This is a genomic window from Pseudomonas sp. AC016 (assembly GCF_979253365.1).
Genome location: NZ_CEEDCC010000001.1, coordinates 1565983 through 1584162 on the forward strand (window position 1 = coordinate 1565983; position 18180 = coordinate 1584162).

Below are 18180 nucleotides of genomic sequence, written 5' to 3' on the forward strand. Positions count from 1 at the left end.
GCCTCGGTGCAAGAGCCTGTCAATCGGATATCAGCGAATGCTCAGAACAGCACCATCGCCAGCAGTACCACCACCTCGAGCAGCTCCAGCAACGCGCCCGCGGTGTCACCGGTGGTGCCACCCAGACGACGAATCATGACCTGACGCAACCACAGAAAACAGGCGATCGAGGCAACTACAGCAGCCAGTCCCGACCAACCTGCGAACAACACGCAGGCCACACCACCGACCAGCAGCACTCGACGCGCAGCACTGCGTGGCAAATGGTCCGCCAGCGCCTGCCCCAAACCACCGGCACGCACATAGGGCGTGCTCAGAAACAGCCCCAGCATGGCACTGCGTCCAATCAGCGGCGCCAGCAGCAGCGCGATGCTGTGATGACTTTCAATCAACGCCAGAATGGCGGTGAATTTGAGCAGCAGCACCAGCACCAGCGTGACCACGGCAATCGGCCCGCTACGCGGGTCTTTCATGATGGTCAGGGTTCGCTCGCGATCACCGAAACCGCCCAACCAGGCATCGGCACTGTCCGCCAGACCGTCCAGATGCAGCCCCCCACTCAGCAGCACCCAGGCGCAGAGCAGCAAGGCAGCGTGCAGCATCAAGGGCGCACCGGCGAGCAAAGCATTCAGGCTCATCAATACGATGCCGAAAAGCACGCCCACCAGAGGATAGGACAACAGCGAGCGTCCGGTTTCCTCAGGCTTCGGCATGCCGGGCAGGCGGATCGGAAAGCTACCGAGAAATTGCAGGGCGATCCAGAAGGGCAGCATGTCAGGACTCCGTGAGAACGCCTTCAGCGGCAACATTGATCGATAACAGCGCGCCATGCCCTACGACCACCTGCAGCAGTTGCTCACGCGGCAGACCACGCGCCTGGGCCAGCAACAGACGCATCACGCCACCATGACTGACCAGCAGCACCCGCTCATCGGCGTACCTGTCATGCAGACGCTGCACCGCACTCAGAACGCGTCCCGAAAACTCGATCACCGGCTCGCCATTGGGCGGCGTGAAGGCATATGGATCGTTCCAGAACAGCCCCAGGCCTTCGGCATCCGTCTCCATCAGTTGCGCAGGGCTGTGACCTTCCCAGTCACCGAAATGCAGCTCTTGCAAACCCGGCTCAAGCGCCATCGGCAGGGACAGTCTCGCGGCCAGCTCTTCGGAAAAACGCGCACAGCGCTGCAAGGGCGAACTGATGATCCGATCCCAAGGCCCGGCTTCAGTGACGGCAGAGCGCATCTGCTGCCAACCCAGATCAGTCAGCGCATCGTCAATGCTGCCCCGCAGACCGCCGCCCTGCTCGGTCTCACCGTGACGCAGCAAATCCAGTCGCAGGGTCATGCCGGGCGATCCGATACGCTGGCTTCGGCAAAGGTCGACATGCCGTTGTGCAGCGCACAGGCCATGCGCACCAGCGGGACGGCCAGTGCGGCACCACTGCCCTCGCCCAGTCGCAGACCGAGGTCGAGCAACGGTTCGGCCTGAAGAATCTCAAGCACATGACGATGACCCGTTTCAGCGCCACGATGACCGAACACCAGCCAGTTGCGGCACGACGGGTTCAGGCGCACGGCCACCAGCGCCGCCACGCTGCAGATGAAACCGTCCACCAGCGCGACGATGCCTTCCTGCGCGCAGGCCAGATAAGCACCGGTCAATGCGGCAATCTCGAAACCGCCGAGGCTGAACAGGCTGTGCAGTGGATCACCTGCGTGTTCAGCGTGCAGCTTCAAGGCACGCTCGATGACCCGAGTCTTGTGTTCGATGCCTTCGGCGTTCAGCCCGGTGCCAGGGCCGACCAGCAGTTGCGCCGCGCACTCCAGCATGGAGCAGGCAACCGCACTGGCAGCGGTGGTATTACCGATGCCCATTTCGCCACCGATGAACAACTCGGTCCGTGATGCCTTGGCGCGCAACACACTGTCACGTCCGGCCTGCAAAGCCGCCAGCCCCTGGTCAGCCGTCATGGCCGGACCCTGGGCGAAGTTGGCGGTGCCTGCGCCGAGGCGCAAATGCCGCACGCCCGGCAGGTCCACCGGCAGAACCGTGCCCAGATCCACCACATCCAGCTGCGCCGAGAGCTGCTGCGCCAGCACACTGATTGCCGCGCCGCCATTGACGAAGTTGTGCAGCATCTGGCCGGTGACGGCCTGCGGATAGGCCGAAACCCCCTCAGCGACCACGCCATGATCACCGGCAAAAATCGCGATCCACACCTGATCAGCTGCCGGACGCTCACGCCCCTGCAGACCGGCAAGCTGTACCGCCAGACGCTCCAGTTGCGCCAGCGAGCCGGCCGGCTTGGTCAGTTGTTGCTGACGGGCCAGCGCCGCTTCACGCATAGGCGCGTTGATGGCCTGTGCGGGTTCGAGCCACCAGGAGTTACTCATAGCGCAGTTCCTTTCAAAGTCAGGGGCAAGCCCGCCACGGTCAGCACTACGCGCTGGCAACGTTCGGCAAGGGCTTGATGCAGAAGGCCGGCTTCGTCGACATAGCGACGGGTCAGCTCGCCGAGCGGCACTACGCCAAGCCCGGTTTCGTTACTGACGAAAATGATTTCGCCTGGAAGCGCCGCCACGCAGTCGAGCAACGCATCACGCTCCTGCGCCAGACGTTCGGGACTGTCGAGCATCAGCAGATTGGTCAGCCACAGGGTCAGACAATCCACCAGCAGACAATGATCGGGCGCGGCGTTTTCTCGTAGCACGCGTGCCAGCTCGACCGGTTCTTCCACCAGCCCCCATTGCTCGGGGCGACGGGCGCGATGGCTGGCGACGCGCTGGTTCATCTCGCCGTCCAGGGGCTGGCTGGTGGCGATGTAGGTCACGTTCAGGCCGCATTTCGCCGCCAGCTTTTCGGCCAGTCGGCTCTTGCCGGAGCGCGCACCACCCAGGATCAGTTGCAGCATTTCAGTTCGTCTCCAGTCCGCACAGTTGACGCAGCAAGGTGCCGTCCAGGTGCTTTTCCACCAGGTCCGCCAGACGCTCGATGTCCCGCTCGCGCAGGGCGTGATAATCGACCTCCTGCACATCGCGAAGCCCGGCCCAGCGCAACAGGGCGCTGCACGCGGCAGGCGACTCGAACAGGCCGTGCAGGTACGTCCCGAGAATCTGCCCGTCGGCGCTCTGCGCACCATCGCAACGACCGTCGTCCAGCCGGACGGCAGCCTGTTCCAGCGCCGCACCCGTGGTGACACCGGCATGAATCTCGTAACCGCTGACCTCGGCATCTTCCAGCGTCAGACGGCCACGTACGTTACGCAGTTGTTTCTCGGACTCCAGCACCGTGCTCATCGCCAGCAGGCCAAGACCCGGGCTTGAACCCGCCGCGCCTTCCAGCCCCAGTGGGTCGTGCATCTGCTCGCCGAGCATCTGCAACCCACCGCAGATACCCATCACCTTGCCGCCGTAGCGCAGGTGTTTCTGGATGGCATCTTCCCAGCCATTGGCACGCAGGTACGCCAGGTCGCTGCGCACGCTTTTCGAGCCGGGCAGGATAACCAGGTCGGCAGGCGGTATCGCCTGACCGGGGCCGACAAATTGCAGATTGACCTGAGGATGCAGGCGTAGCGGGTCGAAGTCGGTGTGGTTGCTGATGCGCGGCAAGACCGGCACCACCACATTCAGCACCTGCTCGACCTTGTCGGTCTGGCGCTGATCCAGACCGTCTTCGGCCTCAAGATGCAGGTCCATCACATAGGGCAGCACACCGACCACCGGCTTGCCGGTGCGCGCTTCCAGCCAGTCCAGGCCCGGTTGCAGCAAGGCGATGTCGCCGCGAAAACGATTGATGATGAAGCCTTTGACCCGCGCCTGCTCGCTGGGCGACAGCAGCTCCAGGGTGCCGACCAGATGGGCGAAGACACCACCACGGTTGATGTCGGCGATCAACAGCACCGGGCAATCGACGGCTTCGGCGAAGCCCATGTTGGCAATGTCATTGGCCCGCAGGTTGATCTCGGCAGGCGAACCGGCGCCTTCGACCATGATCACTGGATAGTGGTGTCCCAGCCGCTCGTGAGACTCCAGCACCGCGCGCATGGCGATCTCTTTATAGCCGTGATACGCCACCGCATTCATGGTGGTGACAGCGCGGCCATGGATGATCACCTGTGCGCCGGTGTCGCTGTTGGGCTTGAGCAGCACCGGATTCATATCGGTGTGTGGCTGCAGATAACACGCCTGAGCCTGCACCGCCTGGGCGCGACCAATCTCGCCGCCGTCGGCGGTCACGGCACTGTTGAGCGCCATGTTCTGCGGCTTGAACGGGACGACCTTCACACCCTGTCGCGTCAACCAGCGGCACAGCGCGGTTACCAGCGTGCTTTTGCCGGCGTCGGATGTGGTGCCTTGTACCATCAGCGTGGCCATCAGGATTCCTTGCGGTATTCAAACAGAACAGTGTGCAGACGCCGCCAGTCGGCTTCGTCGCAGGGCAGCCCGAAACGCAGGCTGGAGACTTCAGGCGTCGACCCTTCGAACAGGCGCAGCAACACCCCGCGTCGGGCACAGAACTCATGGATGGCCCGGGCTTCTGGCGTGACCAGCCATTGAAACAGTGCACAGCCGCCTTGTGGGGCAAGTCCGTACAGCTCGAGCAGAGCCACCAGACGGTCGCGCGCCTGGTCGGTGCGCACGCGCTGCTGCGCCTGCCATTCGCGGTCATTCAGACACGCCTGCCCCAGAATCCGCGTCGGACCGCCGACCGACCACGGGCCGATTTCGTGCGCCAGCAACCTGAGCAGCGCGGGTTCGGCCAGCACGAAGCCAAGCCTGACCCCGGCCAATCCGAAAAACTTGCCGAACGAGCGCAGCACGACCAGTCCGATACGCCAGGTTTCAGCTGCCAGGCTCAGCTCAGGGGTGTTATCCATGAAGGCCTCGTCCACCACCAGCCAGCCGCCCCGCTCTGCCAGCCGCGCATGCCATCCCAGCAGGCGCTCGGCGCTCAGGCGCAGGCCGGTCGGGTTGTTGGGATTGACCACCACCAGCACATCAAGGCTGTCGAGGAAGTAATCCACTTCGTGCTCGCCGACCTCACGCACCAGATAACCCTGCTTGCGCCAGGCATGCGCATGTTCGGCGTAGCATGGCGACAGCACGCCCACCCGCCCCGTACTGCGCACTCGCGGCAGGGCCTGGATTGCCGCCTGCGAACCCGCTACAGGCAATACCTCTGACACGCCATAATAGGCGCAGGCGGCAGTCTCGAGACCATCATCGTTCTCGGGCAGGCGCGCCCAGGCACGCAAAGGAATCTCCGGCACCGGCACGGACCACGGCGCAATGCCGGTGGACAAATCCAGCCACTCGGCCTGATTGATGCCGTAGTGCTGCGCCGCAGCGCGCAGGCGCCCGCCGTGCTCAAGCATAGAATGCTGTCCCGACGCACAGCACCAGCAACCACAGCCACACGCCGCGCTGCACCAGTTCCCAGCCACGGTCGATGGAGTCGGCATCTGCCGGAACGCCTTCGCCCAATTGCGGACGCTGATGCAGCTCGCCGTGATAGATCGCCGCGCCACCCAATTCGACGCCCAGCGCGCCAGCACCGGCCGCCATTACCGGACCTGCGTTGGGACTGTCCCAGGTCGGTCCCTGAGTGCGCCAGCAGCGCAGCGCCAACCGAGTCTTGCCCAGCAGCGCGTAGGTCAGCGCCACCAGGCGTGCAGGAATATAGTTGAGCAGGTCATCGATCTTCGCCGCAGCCCAGCCGAAACGCTCGAAACGTTCATTGCGATAGCCCCACATGGCATCCAGCGTATTGCTCAGGCGATACAGCACCACGCCGGGAACACCGGCTACGACAAACCAGAACAGTGCAGCGAATATTGCATCGCTGCCGTTTTCCAGCACCGACTCGGTGGCCGCGCGGGCGACTTCAGTTGCATCCAGTTCGCTGGTCTGGCGGCTGACCAGATAGCCGACGCGACGACGCGCCTCCTCCAGATCATCGCTGCGCAATGCCTGGGCCACCGGCTGCACATGCTCACCGAGACTGCGCATGCCCAGCGCGCAATACAGCGCCAGAATCTCCACCAGCCAACCCACGAACGGTGCCCAACTCAGCAGCGTGGCCAGCAGTGTCAGCGGGATCACCGCCACGAACCAGGCCGTGACGCCATGGCTGCGCCAGCCCCGGCCGCCACTGTTGAAGCGCTGCTCCAGACGATTGGCAAAGCGCCCGAACGCCACCAGCGGATGGGAGCGTTTCGGCTCGCCGAGCAGCGCATCCAGCGCAACCCCGGCCACGCTCAACAGCGCCACACTCATTGACTCACTCCCCATTGATTCTCATACAACAGTTCACTCAGCGGACGCGCCTGCGCCCAGCCCTCCAGCACGAGCATGGGTGCTGGGTAAAATTCTTTCACGGGGCCCAGGCAGAGAATCGCCAGCGGCTTGGCGCCTTCCGGCATCGCCAACAGATCGGCCAGTGCGTCAGGGTCGAACAACGACACCCAGCCCATGCCCAGCCCTTCGGCGCGCGCAGCCAGCCACAGGTTCTGGATCGCGCAGGACAACGACGCCATGTCCATTTCCGGCAGGGTGCGACGGCCAAAGATGTGCTGCTCGCGACCTTCCATCAGCGCGGCAACCAGCACCTCGGCGCAGTCGTTGATGCCTTCGACCTTGAGCTTCATGAACTCGTCGGTCCGCTCGCCCAGTGCCTCGGCCGTGCGGACCCGCTCTTCTTCGACCTGCGCCTGCATCCTGACACGCAGTGCCGGGTCGCTGATCCGAATGAACCGCCAGGGCTGCATCAGGCCAACGCTGGGTGCCTGGTGTGCAGCTTCCAGCAAACGGGCAAGCAGTTCGGGCGCCACGCTGCCACCGACGAAGTGCCGCATGTCGCGGCGCTCGGCAATAGCGCGGTACACCGCTGCCCGCTCTTCATCATTGAACGCATGTTCGGTCATGGCTTGAACAGGGCCGCAATCGCCTGGGGACAGGACGGAAAATAGAAATGGATATAGGTCGCGGTAAGACGGCCTTCACGATAAACCGCTTCCGCACCGCGCCCGCCGTTGGGGCTGACGCCTCGGCCAATCGGCTGCAGTTCGGTGGTGGTCAAAGAATGGTGATAGGTGTGACCGCGCAACTCGCCTTCCGGCATCTCGACCGCCTGCAACGCCAGCGCTGCCAGACGCTTCTGCATCGCCGCCTCGCCCGCCAGCAGACCGACCAGTTCAGCGCGCACGCCTTCAACATCGGTCAGGGCTTCGAGCAGATACAGCATGCCGCCGCATTCGGCCAATGTAGGCTTGCCTGCCGCATGGTGCGCTCGAATATCGGCCAGCATCGTGGCGTTGGCAGACAGCTCGACGTGATGCAGCTCGGGATAGCCGCCGGGCAGGTACAGGCTGTCTGCTTCAGGCAGATGGCTGTCGCGGATCGGCGAGAAGAAGCTCAGTTCCGCGCCCATATTGCGCAGCAGATCGAGACTCGCGCCGTAGGTGAACGCAAAGGCTCCATCGCGAGCCACGGCAATCCGTACGCCGTCCAGCCAGCGCTCGACATGAACCGGTTCTGGCGCAGTGAACGTGACCGCAGGCGGCAAGGCCACCTCACAGGTGGAGGCCAGGGCCGCAGCGGCCATGTCCAGACGCAGGTCCAGGTCGTTGAGTTCGTCGGCCTGCACCAGCCCCAAATGGCGACTGGGCAGTTCGAAGCCGGTTTCACGGGACAGCGCGCCATACCAGCGCAGGCCTTCGGTCAGGCTGTTTTCCAGCAACTGCGCATGACGTACGGTGCCCACGCGATTGGCCAGCACGCCGGCAAACGGCAGGTCAGGCTGATAGCGCGCCAGCCCCAGCGCCAGGGCACCGAAGGTCTGGGCCATCGCCGTGCCGTCAATCACGCCGAGCACCGGTACGCCGAAGTGCCGCGCCAGATCAGCACTGGACGGCGTGCCGTCGAACAAGCCCATCACGCCTTCGATAAGGATCAGGTCCGCGTCTTCGGCGGCTTCCCACAGCAGGCGACGGCTCTCGTCGGCACCGACCATCCACAGGTCCAGCTGAAACACCGGCGCCCCGCTCGCCCGCTCGAGAATCATGGGATCGAGAAAGTCCGGGCCACACTTGAAGACCCGTACCTTGCGCCCCTGATTGCGGTGCAGGCGTGCCAGTGCTGCGGTGACGGTGGTCTTGCCCTGACCGGAGGCCGGTGCAGCGATCAGTACTGCCGGGCAATCCCTGGGGGTTCTCATGAACGGATGCTCATAACGGAATGGCTCACAGTTCGATACCTTTCTGCGCCCGGATGCCGGACTGGAATGCATGTTTGACCACGCCGATATCCGAAACGGTATCCGCCAGGTCGATCAGTTCGGGTTTTGCGCCACGGCCGGTCACCACCACATGCTGCATGGGCGGGCGCGCCTGAAGATCGGTCAATACCTGTTCAAGATCCAGATAGCCGTGCTTGAGGGCAATGTTCAGCTCGTCGAGCACCACCAGACCGATAGCCGGGTCGCGCAGCATTTCCAGGCTCACGGCCCAGGCAGCTTCGGCGGCCGCGATATCGCGCTGGCGATCCTGGGTTTCCCAGGTAAAGCCCTCGCCCATCACGTGATAGCGCACCTGCTCGGGGAAGCGGCGGAAAAACATTTCCTCGCCTGTGCTGTTGCGCCCCTTGATGAACTGCACCACGCCGCACTGCATGCCATGGCCCATTGCCCGCGCAAGCATGCCGAACGCCGAGCTGCTCTTGCCCTTGCCATTGCCGGACAACACCAGCAACAGGCCGCATTCATTGGGCGAGCTGGCGATACGTTCGTCCATCACGGCTTTCTTGCGCTGCATGCGCGCCAGATGGCGTTCGTCGCGTTCGGGGGATTCGTTCATCTCGGCTCTCCGCTCGGGGGGTCGCGAAAGCAGACGGAAGGACAGCACTGAACAGCACGGCAACGCCCTGCACAGAGCATCACCCTCCGTGATGCCATTGAGTATTTCAGGCCGGTCTCCGGGCTCATGAGCGGGTCATCCGGGCTGCACGCCTTCCCGCGTCGAAACGCAGTGGCACGATGCACAGCCTTGACTCATTTACCGTTGCGGGGGCAGCGCCGGAATCGGATCGTCAGACCCTCACCGGCTTCCCTGTTTCACCCTGCCAATCGGGAGGATTGCAGAGCACCTGAAACAAACCGCGAAGGGTAGAGGGTTGGGGGTGGAGCGTCAATCGACACCGCAGTACACAGGGCATAAAGGCCATTCACTTGCATGACGCCGCCGGATGGTGGCTCGCAATTGAACCTCGGCGGTCAGGGTATCTCTATCCCTTACTGGACCAAGCCTTTGTCGATGGAGATTCACGATGTTCAAAATCAGACCACAGTACGCCGTACTGCTTCTGCTCGCAGGCGGCCTCGCGGCGTGCGGCGAATCTTCGACCTTGCAGGTCTCGGATGGAACAGGGCCTTCTCCAAAACTGCCGGAGCCGAACAAGACACTGATTCCGACGGTCAACATCGCCCCGGCCATCGGCTGGGAAAAGGACGCAAAACCGGTGGCCGCGCCAGGCACCCAGGTTGGCGCCTTCGCTGAACATCTGGATCACCCGCGCTGGCTGTACGTGCTACCCAACGGCGACGTACTGGTCGCGGAAACCAACTCACCGGCCAAGCCGGATGATGGCAAAGGCATCCGTGGCTGGGTCATGGAGAAGGTCATGGGCCGCGCCGGTGCGGGCGTACCGAGCGCCAACCGCATCACCCTGCTGCGCGACACCAACAATGACGGCGTGGCCGAAACCCGCAGCGTCTTTCTGCAGAACCTCAACTCGCCGTTCGGCATGACACTGGTGGGCAACAAGCTGTACGTGGCCGACACCGACCGCCTGATCAGCTTCCCGTATGAAAACGGCCAGACCTCGATCAGCGCCCAGCCGACCAAAGTGGTCGACCTGCCGGGCGGCACGCTGAATCACCACTGGACCAAGAACGTCATTGCCAGCAAGGACGGCAGCAAGCTGTACGTGACCGTCGGTTCCAACAGCAACGTGGCCGAGAACGGCATGGACAAGGAAGAAGGCCGTGCAGCGATCTGGGAAGTGGACGCTGCCACCGGCAACCATCGCATCTTCGCCTCGGGGCTGCGCAACCCCAACGGGATGGATTGGGAGCCAACCACTGGAAAACTGTGGACAGCCGTCAACGAGCGTGACGAGATCGGCAGCGATCTGGTGCCCGATTACGTGACCTCGGTGCAGGACGGCGGCTTCTATGGCTGGCCTTACAGCTACTACGGCCAGCACGTGGACGAGCGCGTCAAACCGCAGAACCCGGCACTGGTCGCCAAGGCCATCGCCCCCGATTATGCGGTCGGCCCGCACACAGCATCACTGGGGCTGGTGTTCGCCGACGGCAAGACGCTGGCAGCACCGTTCAACGAAGGCCTGTTTATCGGCCAGCATGGTTCGTGGAACCGCAAACCGCACAGTGGTTACAAGGTGGTATTCGTGCCCTTCAGCGGCGGCAAACCCAACGGCGCGCCTGTCGACGTGCTGACCGGCTTCCTCAACAGCGACGAAAAGGCCATGGGCCGTCCGGTAGGTGTGGTCAACGACCATCGCGGCGGATTGCTGGTGGCGGATGACGTGGGCAACAAGATCTGGCGCGTGACGTCGGTGAAGGCGGCTCAATAACGCGGTGACGCTCAGAGCCGGACGCGGAGCGTCCTGGGAGGCATTCCCACGCAGAGCGTAGGAACGATCACCATTTACTGAATGAACGTGGCTTTTCCCACAATCCGCTGTTATCTGCACGACAACGGCAGAAGCTGCGGCATCAGCGATCAAGGACGATTCTGTGCCAAGTCCGACGGTTGAATCACGCGCTTGGCGTTGAGGTAGGCTTTCTGCCAATACGGCTTGTCGAGGCTGTCGAGCTTGACCGTGCCTCCGGTGGCCGGCGCGTGCACGAAGCGGCCTTCGCCGACGTAGATCCCTGCATGGGAAACCTGCGAGCCGCCCGAGGTGGCGAAGAACACCAGATCCCCTGACTGCAGCTGTTCGCGGCGCACATTCGGCGCGCCCATCACAACCATGTCACGCGTGGAGCGCGGCAGGGAGATCCCCGCAGCGTCGCGGTATACATAGCCGATCAGGCCACTGCAATCGAAACCCGAATCCGGCGTATTGCCGCCCCAACGATAGGGCGTGCCGACCAGCCCCAATGCGCGAAACAGCACATCTTCGGCAGCCTGGGAAAGAATCTGGGGAGGAGCAGTTACCACCGGACGCTGAACGATCCGGGGCTGGGGAGGCGGCGGTGCGCTGGCGCAGGCGCCAAGCAACGCGGCAATAGAGATAACCATCAGGCGCAAAGCAATCGACATAACCACAACAACCTGATCCGGATGCGGCTTACGCTGCCGAGAAGCTCAAAAACGAAAACAGGCCATCGGCCTGTCTGCGTTTTCCATATTTCATTTACTTACGGCGTTTTACTGCGGTCTTGACTGTAGTCGATGTCATCGCCGTTGTCTGTGTAGCAACTGCTGGCGTCTTCACGGCTACGGCACCGGGTGCCATTGCCAGAGGACGCTTGGCTTCGATGAACGTTTTGCTCCAGTAAGCGTCATCGAGGCTGTCGATGCGCACACCACCGCTGCGGCGGCTGCTGGAGTGGATGAACTGATCGTTACCGGCGTAGATCGCTGCGTGGCTGACGCGACCACGGCCGCGTGTGCTGAAGAACAGCAGATCACCCGGCTTGAGATTGTTGCGCGAGACCAGAGGCGCATCGACGTTAATCATTTCACGCGTCGAGCGCGGCAGGTTCATGCCAGCCTCTTCGCGGAACAGGAAACCGATGAAGCCGCTGCAATCGAAACCCGAACGGGTCGAAGTGCCGCCGAACTGGTAACGCGTACCGATCAGGGCCTTGCCACGTTCAAGGATGCTGTCGGCCAGAACCGGCAGTTTGTAGGATTGGTTGTCAGCAAACTGGGCCAGTTCGTCTTCAGTGGCCATCTCGTCCTGCAGGGCGGCGGCATCGGCGCGGCGGGCAGCGGACTGGGCGGTGACGGTGTTCTGATAACGAGGCGCTTGCTGAGCCTGTTCTTGCTGAGAAACCGGCATATTGGCCGAGCAACCGAACAGGAATGTGACGAGTGCGAGGGGCACGAGGGGTGCGAAGCGAACAACTAGCATGGGCACGACCGTGGCTGAACTGTTAAGAAGGCGAGACTATGCCTTCTATCCAAGTCATTTGCAAATTCAATCGAACTAAATGTGACTTATGAGTTTTTCCATGACATGTGCCGCCCGGCACTTCAAAAACACGTCCATTTGCGCGCTGTGATCGGTCGCCTCAGGATTGATTTCTGCCGTGAAACCCCCGGAAACCCTGGTCCTGATCACCGGCTCGTGAATATAGGGGAAGCTTGCGGTAGTGCCGATGGTCAGCACCGCGTCATAGCCTATAGCCAGTTGTTCATACAGTGTTTCCAAGGCCTGTTCCGGGAGCATTTCCTGAAAAAGAACGACGGACGGTCGCAAAACGCCACTACAGATTGAGCACAAAGGTGGCATTGGTCGCTGCAGATGCTCACTCAACTGAGGATCTTCTGCGCCACAGGACTGGCAGAACAGCGGCGCCATCTGACCGTGAATCTCGATCAGGCGCTCAGGCGGACTGCCTGCAGCTCTATGATAACCATCGACATTCTGGGTCAACACCCAGCACTCGGGCTTGATGCGCTGCAACTGGGCGATCGCGTAATGCGCAGAATTGGGCTGCCCGCTCAGACAGGCCTTGCCCAGTTGAGCGATGTATTTCCAGCACAGCTCGGGATCACGTCGCAGCATCGGACCGGACAACGCGACCTCAATCGGCAGGCCGTCATCGGTTCGGCCGTTATAGAGTCCGCCTATACCTCGGTAAGTCGGCAATCCAGAATCCGCAGACAGTCCGGCACCGGTAATGATCAGAATTCGTCTGGCGTGGCGCAGTGCAGCCGCCGTTTGCACGACCAGCGCGTCGTCTACCACCCCAGCGTCTCTTTAAGGAAGGGAATGGTCAGCTTGCGCTTCTCCTGCAGGGACGCCTGATCGAGGCGCTCCAGCAATTCGAACAGCGCACTCATGCTGCGGGTGCCGCGAGTGAGGATGAAATGCCCGACGTCGTCGGTGAGGTGCAGGCCGCGTCGAGAAGCACGCAACTGCAGGGCGCGCAGTTTGTCCTCATCGGACAGGCCGCGCATCTGGAACACCAGCGCCATGGTCAGGCGGGACTTGAGGTCCGGCAGCTTGACCGGCAGTTCACGAGGCGACTTGGAGGCGGCGATCAGCAGCCGCCGCCCACTGTCACGCAGGCGGTTGAACAGGTGAAACAGGGCTTCTTCCCACTCCGGCTTGCCGACCACGGCCTGCAGGTCGTCCAGACACACCAGCTCGTACTGTTCGAGATGGTCGAACAGTTCGATACCCTCATCAATGACTTCGGCCAAGGGCAGATAGACCGCTGGCTCACCCATCTGCTCGAAGCGCAGGCAGGCCGCCTGCAACAGATGCGTACGCCCTACCCCGTCCTTGCCCCACAGATAGATGAGGCTTTCCGTCCAACCGGCGTCGGCTTCGCACAGCCGCTCGACATAGCCGAGTGCAGCGGCATTGGCGCCTGGATAGTAATTGACGAAAGTGGCGTCATCACGCAGACGCACACTCAGGGGCAGCTGAATCGGTTTCATGCTGACGAACGGTTCATGCGAACCGCCAAGGGCCTCTGTGTAAAGTGCGCAAAGTTTATACCCGTGACGCTGGTCGCACAATGCGACAGACCCCAAGCAAAATCAAAGGGTTGCGACAGGCTGTGTAAAGCGATGAGGCGTTTGAGGTATCTACGCCCCTTTCACGGAGCTGGCCTGCGTCCGTGAAAGGGGCGCTTGATCAGCGGCTGGAAGGGCTTACAGATCAGGGTCTTCGGCCCCGGCGTAGATCTGCGAGTCCTTGTAGACATCATGAACGTGGCGCACCAGCACCATGATCACCGCGGCCACCGGCAAGGCCAGCAGAATGCCGGTGAAGCCGAACAGCTCGCCGCCGGCAAGGATCGCAAAGATCACCGCCACCGGGTGCAGGCCGATTCGGTCACCCACCAGCAAAGGCGTTAGCACCATGCCTTCCAGCGCCTGACCGATCATGAACACAGCAACGATCCCCATCATCGGGTACAGATCGCCGCCGAACTGGAACAGGCCCGCCATCAGCGCCGAGCCGATGCCGATCACGAAGCCCATATAAGGCACGATGGCAGCCAGACCCGCGATCACGCCGATCAACAGCCCCAGCTCCAGACCGACCAGCATCAGACCGCTCGCATAGATTACGCCGAGGCCGACCATGACCAGCAACTGGCCGCGAATGAATGCACCCAGCACTTCATGACACTCACCCGCCAGCTTGACGATCTGCCCCTCGCGGTGGCGAGGCAGCAGGCCGCGAATCTTGCCCATCATCACGTCCCAGTCACGCAGCAGGTAGAAGCACACCACCGGGATCAGCACCAGATTGGTCAGCCAACCGATCAGCGCCAGGCTCGATGCCGTGGCCTGCGACAGCACGATGGAAACGATGTCGCCCGCCTGCCCCATGTGCTCGGACAACGCAGCCTTGATCTTGTCGAACTTCCAGAAGCCGTCGGACAGTCCGAACTTGGCCTGCACCCACGGCAACGCCGAGTGCTGCAGCCAGTCGAGCATCTGTGGCGCCAGCTCGTACAGGCGGTACAGCTGCTTGGCGAGCATCGGGACCAGCACCAGCAGCAAGGCCATCAGCACCAGCGTGAACAGGCCGAACACCGCCACGACACTCAACGTGCGTGACAGGCCCGCCCGCTCCAGACGATCCACAAGTGGATCGCCCATGTAGGCCAGCAGCAGCGCCACCAGAAAAGGGGTGAGGATCGTGTGAAGCAACACCACGAATGCGACCAGCAGGGCCAGCCCGCCAATCCAGAACCAACGTCGCGTATCAGTCATCAATGTCTCTCAACCCAGGGGAAAAGTACGCTTGCCGCATTACCAGCGGAAATACAATTGTGGCGCGGACGCCGGAACAATCATTGAAGCTGGCGCAGCGACAGGCGCTGACGCATCGACCGGAGCCGCAGGTGCAGGCGGTACAGGCGGTACAGCCGCTGCCGCCTCGCTCGCCGGTACTTCCTGAAGTTTAGCCAGTGACATCTGCGAACGAAGCTGATCGGCGCTGCCGTTGACTTCGAAGGTCACGCGATCTCCTTCGACCAGCGTCACACGCACGCCGAACGGATCGAGCAACTGCAAGAGTTGCGCATAACGCTCAAGGTTCATGCCCTGAACCTGCATGAGCAGGCCGGTGGACGCGCCCGGCTTGGCGACGAAGCGCGGCGCCAGGCGCTGGCTCACCGACAGCAATACCGCGTCAGCCAGAGCGTCGGACGTGGCGCCGGTAGCGGTGCCCTGTTCACGCTGCTCGCCCAGCCACAAATTCCATTTGCCTTGCCATTGCCCGGCGTCCTCTTTGGCATGAACCGCCAGGATCGCATCGGCACCATAACGCTCGGAGGCTTCCTTGAGCGGCGCGGCATCAGTGCCTTCAAGGGTCTTGGCGGTGCCGATGCCCTGCTCGCTCAGGTCAGCCAATGGCAGGCGTAACGGCAGGCCACGGTGCTGCGCTGCGCGGCGCAAAGGCTCGGCAGCCGCCTGACCGTCGCCGACCAGATTGGAACCTTCGACCGAGTCATTCAGCCACCAGCCGAGAATCGACGGGCGATTGCTGCCCCAGATGGGCAACCCGGCCTGACGCAAGGCGCGGTCGGTGGTTGCCGGATCGAAGTCCACCAGCAGCGTCTCGGGCGGGCCCGCTTCGTAACCGTACTGGCTGATGATCTGCTGTGGATCCTTGCGCAAGGCGGCAAGCGCGGAACCTTGAGCGGCCTTGGTGTCGCCGGTCAGGCGCAGCACCAGGGTTTCGACAGCCGCCTGAGTGGCGCGTGTACGTTCATCGGGCGACTGGCCGTTGACCGGCTCGCGGACCTGATAAAGGTTGTTCACTGTTTCAGCAAGGGTCGGCAGGCTGAACAGGGACAGACAGCCGATGAGAAGAATTCTGGAAAAACGCATGGACAGTTCCCGAACGGAAAAAAGGTAAAAAAGAGCAGTCTCAGGAGGTGGATTCATTGGACGGACAGGCTTGAGACAGCGCTTTGCCACCAATCATTCACTACCCGCCTAAAGTACACCCTAAACATCTGGAGTCGAAGTCGACCCAGGCAAGGCCGTGAGGTTTATTTAGTAGAACCTCCTCCTACCGTCGGCGCAAGGATGGCCCCACGAGGGCAAGCCTGATAAAATCGCGCGCCTTCGCAGACCGGCAATCGCGATGGCCCAACATAGCACTGCGCGACAGCACTTTGCTGAACGGGTCCCACCGCAGCGGTCGATACCTCCGAATCCCCCCTAAAGGCCTGGATTTTTTATGAGCAAGCAACCCTCCCTGAGCTACAAAGACGCCGGTGTAGACATCGACGCCGGTGAAGCATTGGTCGAACGCATCAAGAGCGTCGCCAAGCGCACCAAGCGTCCGGAAGTCATGGGCGGCCTGGGAGGTTTCGGCGCCCTCTGCGAAATCCCGGCTGGTTACAAGCAACCGGTTCTGGTCTCCGGCACCGATGGCGTGGGCACCAAGCTGCGTCTGGCACTGAACCTGAACAAGCACGACAGCATCGGCATCGATCTGGTGGCCATGTGCGTCAACGACCTGGTCGTCTGCGGCGCAGAGCCGCTGTTCTTCCTGGACTACTACGCCACCGGCAAGCTGAACGTCGAGACCGCAACCCAGGTCGTGACCGGCATCGGCGCAGGCTGCGAACTGGCCGGTTGCTCGCTGGTCGGCGGCGAAACCGCTGAAATGCCAGGCATGTACGAAGGCGAAGATTACGACCTGGCCGGCTTCTGCGTCGGTGTCGTCGAAAAGGCTGAAATCATTGACGGTTCCAAGGTTGCCGCGGGCGATGCCCTGCTGGCACTGCCGTCCTCCGGCCCACACTCCAACGGTTACTCGCTGATCCGCAAGATCATCGAAGTGGCCGGTGCCGACATCGAAAACATTCAGCTGGACGGCAAGCCGCTGACCGAGCTGCTGATGGCGCCGACCCGCATCTACGTCAAGCCGCTGCTCAAGCTCATCAAGGAAACCGGTGCCGTCAAGGCCATGGCCCACATCACCGGTGGCGGTCTGCTGGACAACATCCCTCGCGTTCTGCCACAGGGCGCCCAGGCCGTGGTCGACGTCGCCAGCTGGCAGCGTCCGGCCGTGTTCGACTGGCTGCAGCAGCAAGGCAACGTTGAAGAAAACGAAATGCACCGCGTGCTGAACTGCGGCGTGGGCATGGTGATCTGCGTGGCTCAGGAGCACGTCGAGACCGCGCTGAACGTGCTGCGTGAAGCGGGCGAACAGCCTTGGGTGATCGGTCAGATCGCCACCGCCGCCGAAGGTGCTGCACAGGTCGAGCTGAAAAACCTCAAGGCGCATTGATGTCAGCCATCTGCAATGTCGTGGTGCTGCTGTCCGGCACCGGCGGCAACCTGCAAGCGATGATCGACAGTTTCAAGGACGGGGCCAGCCCCGTCCGCATCCGCGCTGTCATCTCCAACCGTGACGATGCCTTCGGTCTGCAACGTGCCAGAGACGCAGGCATCGAAGCCTGCGTGCTGGACCACAAGGGGTACGAAGGTCGCGAAGCCTTCGACGCCGCGCTGGTCGAACTGATCGACACCTTTCAGCCCGATCTGGTGGTACTGGCCGGATTCATGCGCATACTGAGCGCTGACTTCGTCAGGCACTATCAGGGCCGCCTGCTCAACATCCACCCTTCCCTGCTGCCGCGCTACAAAGGTTTGCACACCCATAAACGGGCGCTGGAGGCCGGCGACACCGAGCATGGGTGCAGCGTGCACTTCGTCACCGAGGAACTCGATGGCGGACCGCTGGTCGTACAGGCAGTTATTTCGGTACAGTTACAGGACACACCCGTCACGCTCGCGCAGCGGGTGCATGTTGAAGAACACCGTATCTACCCGCTGGCAATACGCTGGTTCGCCGAGGGCCGATTGAGCCTGGGCGAAGAAGGCGCGTTACTGGATGGCCAGCCACTCCCGGCCACCGGCCATTTGATTCGACACTAGGAGAT

The 18180-nt window shown here is 62.4% G+C and carries 19 protein-coding genes and 1 riboswitch; of the genes, 3 read left to right on the forward strand and 16 right to left on the reverse strand.

Annotated elements, in window-relative coordinates; genetic code table 11:
* Positions 1 to 41 precede the first annotated feature (41 nt).
* The 10 genes from AC0IXS_RS06890 to cobO are packed head-to-tail and all read right to left on the reverse strand — an operon-like array spanning position 42 to position 8854.
* Positions 42 to 773 carry an adenosylcobinamide-GDP ribazoletransferase gene (locus tag AC0IXS_RS06890; protein WP_191954915.1) on the reverse strand — a complete coding sequence of 244 codons (732 nt, stop codon included), beginning with the start codon at positions 771 to 773 and terminating at the stop codon, positions 42 to 44.
* 1 nt (position 774) lies between these two features.
* Positions 775 to 1347: an alpha-ribazole phosphatase family protein gene (gene cobC / locus AC0IXS_RS06895; protein ID WP_057410485.1), complete on the reverse strand. Its 573-nt coding sequence runs from the start codon at positions 1345 to 1347 to the stop codon at positions 775 to 777.
* Positions 1344 to 2396, reverse strand: coding sequence for a nicotinate-nucleotide--dimethylbenzimidazole phosphoribosyltransferase (cobT, locus tag AC0IXS_RS06900; RefSeq protein WP_088234782.1), 1053 nt, complete (start codon positions 2394 to 2396; stop codon positions 1344 to 1346). Before cobT ends, cobC begins: the two co-directional genes overlap by 4 nt.
* Entirely contained in the window at positions 2393 to 2914 is a 522-nt protein-coding gene (gene cobU, locus AC0IXS_RS06905) for a bifunctional adenosylcobinamide kinase/adenosylcobinamide-phosphate guanylyltransferase (protein WP_449126303.1), read from the reverse strand. Before cobU ends, cobT begins: the two co-directional genes overlap by 4 nt.
* Before the next feature lies 1 nt (position 2915).
* Complete coding sequence (locus tag AC0IXS_RS06910) at positions 2916 to 4376, reverse strand: cobyric acid synthase (RefSeq protein ID WP_122439990.1); 1461 nt, start codon at positions 4374 to 4376, stop codon at positions 2916 to 2918.
* Complete coding sequence (gene cobD, locus AC0IXS_RS06915) at positions 4376 to 5377, reverse strand: threonine-phosphate decarboxylase CobD (RefSeq protein WP_471824197.1); 1002 nt, start codon at positions 5375 to 5377, stop codon at positions 4376 to 4378. The genes AC0IXS_RS06910 and cobD overlap by 1 nt, the downstream gene beginning before the upstream one ends.
* Positions 5370 to 6278, reverse strand: a complete 909-nt coding sequence (cbiB, locus tag AC0IXS_RS06920) for an adenosylcobinamide-phosphate synthase CbiB (protein ID WP_122416011.1) — start codon at positions 6276 to 6278, stop codon at positions 5370 to 5372. The genes cobD and cbiB overlap by 8 nt, the downstream gene beginning before the upstream one ends.
* A complete protein-coding gene (bluB, locus tag AC0IXS_RS06925; RefSeq protein WP_025993809.1) occupies positions 6275 to 6925 on the reverse strand; it encodes a 5,6-dimethylbenzimidazole synthase in 651 nt (216 codons plus the stop codon). The genes cbiB and bluB overlap by 4 nt, the downstream gene beginning before the upstream one ends.
* Positions 6922 to 8217, reverse strand: coding sequence for a cobyrinate a,c-diamide synthase (locus AC0IXS_RS06930; protein WP_449124783.1), 1296 nt, complete (start codon positions 8215 to 8217; stop codon positions 6922 to 6924). Before AC0IXS_RS06930 ends, bluB begins: the two co-directional genes overlap by 4 nt.
* 25 nt (positions 8218 to 8242) lie before the next feature.
* Positions 8243 to 8854 (reverse strand): cob(I)yrinic acid a,c-diamide adenosyltransferase, encoded by a 612-nt coding sequence (gene cobO, locus AC0IXS_RS06935; RefSeq protein ID WP_004884152.1) that lies wholly within the window; start codon positions 8852 to 8854, stop codon positions 8243 to 8245.
* Positions 8855 to 8946: 92 nt separating this feature from the next.
* Positions 8947 to 9162: riboswitch (cobalamin riboswitch) on the reverse strand.
* 161 nt (positions 9163 to 9323) lie between these two features.
* Between cobO and AC0IXS_RS06940 the strand changes: the two genes are divergently transcribed.
* Complete coding sequence (locus tag AC0IXS_RS06940) at positions 9324 to 10652, forward strand: PQQ-dependent sugar dehydrogenase (RefSeq protein ID WP_043304319.1); 1329 nt, start codon at positions 9324 to 9326, stop codon at positions 10650 to 10652.
* Between the two features lie 149 nt (positions 10653 to 10801).
* Here the strand turns inward: AC0IXS_RS06940 and AC0IXS_RS06945 are convergent, their stop codons facing one another.
* The 6 genes from AC0IXS_RS06945 to AC0IXS_RS06970 all read right to left on the reverse strand — a co-directional run bounded on the left by AC0IXS_RS06945 (position 10802) and on the right by AC0IXS_RS06970 (position 16111).
* A complete protein-coding gene (locus AC0IXS_RS06945; protein WP_004884158.1) occupies positions 10802 to 11344 on the reverse strand; it encodes a C40 family peptidase in 543 nt (180 codons plus the stop codon).
* 94 nt (positions 11345 to 11438) lie between these two features.
* Complete coding sequence (locus tag AC0IXS_RS06950; protein ID WP_004884159.1) at positions 11439 to 12161, reverse strand: C40 family peptidase; 723 nt, start codon at positions 12159 to 12161, stop codon at positions 11439 to 11441.
* A gap of 75 nt (positions 12162 to 12236) precedes the next feature.
* Positions 12237 to 13001 carry an NAD-dependent deacylase gene (locus AC0IXS_RS06955; protein WP_449117610.1) on the reverse strand — a complete coding sequence of 255 codons (765 nt, stop codon included), beginning with the start codon at positions 12999 to 13001 and terminating at the stop codon, positions 12237 to 12239.
* Positions 12995 to 13699 (reverse strand): DnaA regulatory inactivator Hda, encoded by a 705-nt coding sequence (hda, locus tag AC0IXS_RS06960; RefSeq protein WP_057407945.1) that lies wholly within the window; start codon positions 13697 to 13699, stop codon positions 12995 to 12997. The genes AC0IXS_RS06955 and hda overlap by 7 nt, the downstream gene beginning before the upstream one ends.
* 216 nt (positions 13700 to 13915) lie before the next feature.
* Entirely contained in the window at positions 13916 to 14989 is a 1074-nt protein-coding gene (locus tag AC0IXS_RS06965) for an AI-2E family transporter (protein WP_191957816.1), read from the reverse strand.
* A gap of 39 nt (positions 14990 to 15028) precedes the next feature.
* On the reverse strand, positions 15029 to 16111 hold the full coding sequence (locus AC0IXS_RS06970; RefSeq protein ID WP_057407947.1) for a DUF2066 domain-containing protein: 1083 nt from the start codon (positions 16109 to 16111) through the stop codon (positions 15029 to 15031).
* Between the two features lie 355 nt (positions 16112 to 16466).
* Between AC0IXS_RS06970 and purM the strand changes: the two genes are divergently transcribed.
* Positions 16467 to 17525, forward strand: coding sequence for a phosphoribosylformylglycinamidine cyclo-ligase (gene purM, locus AC0IXS_RS06975; protein ID WP_004884166.1), 1059 nt, complete (start codon positions 16467 to 16469; stop codon positions 17523 to 17525).
* The gene (purN, locus tag AC0IXS_RS06980; protein ID WP_122671373.1) at positions 17525 to 18175 is read left to right on the forward strand and encodes a phosphoribosylglycinamide formyltransferase; all 651 of its coding nucleotides are present in this window, start codon (positions 17525 to 17527) and stop codon (positions 18173 to 18175) included. Before purM ends, purN begins: the two co-directional genes overlap by 1 nt.
* Positions 18176 to 18180 lie beyond the last annotated feature (5 nt).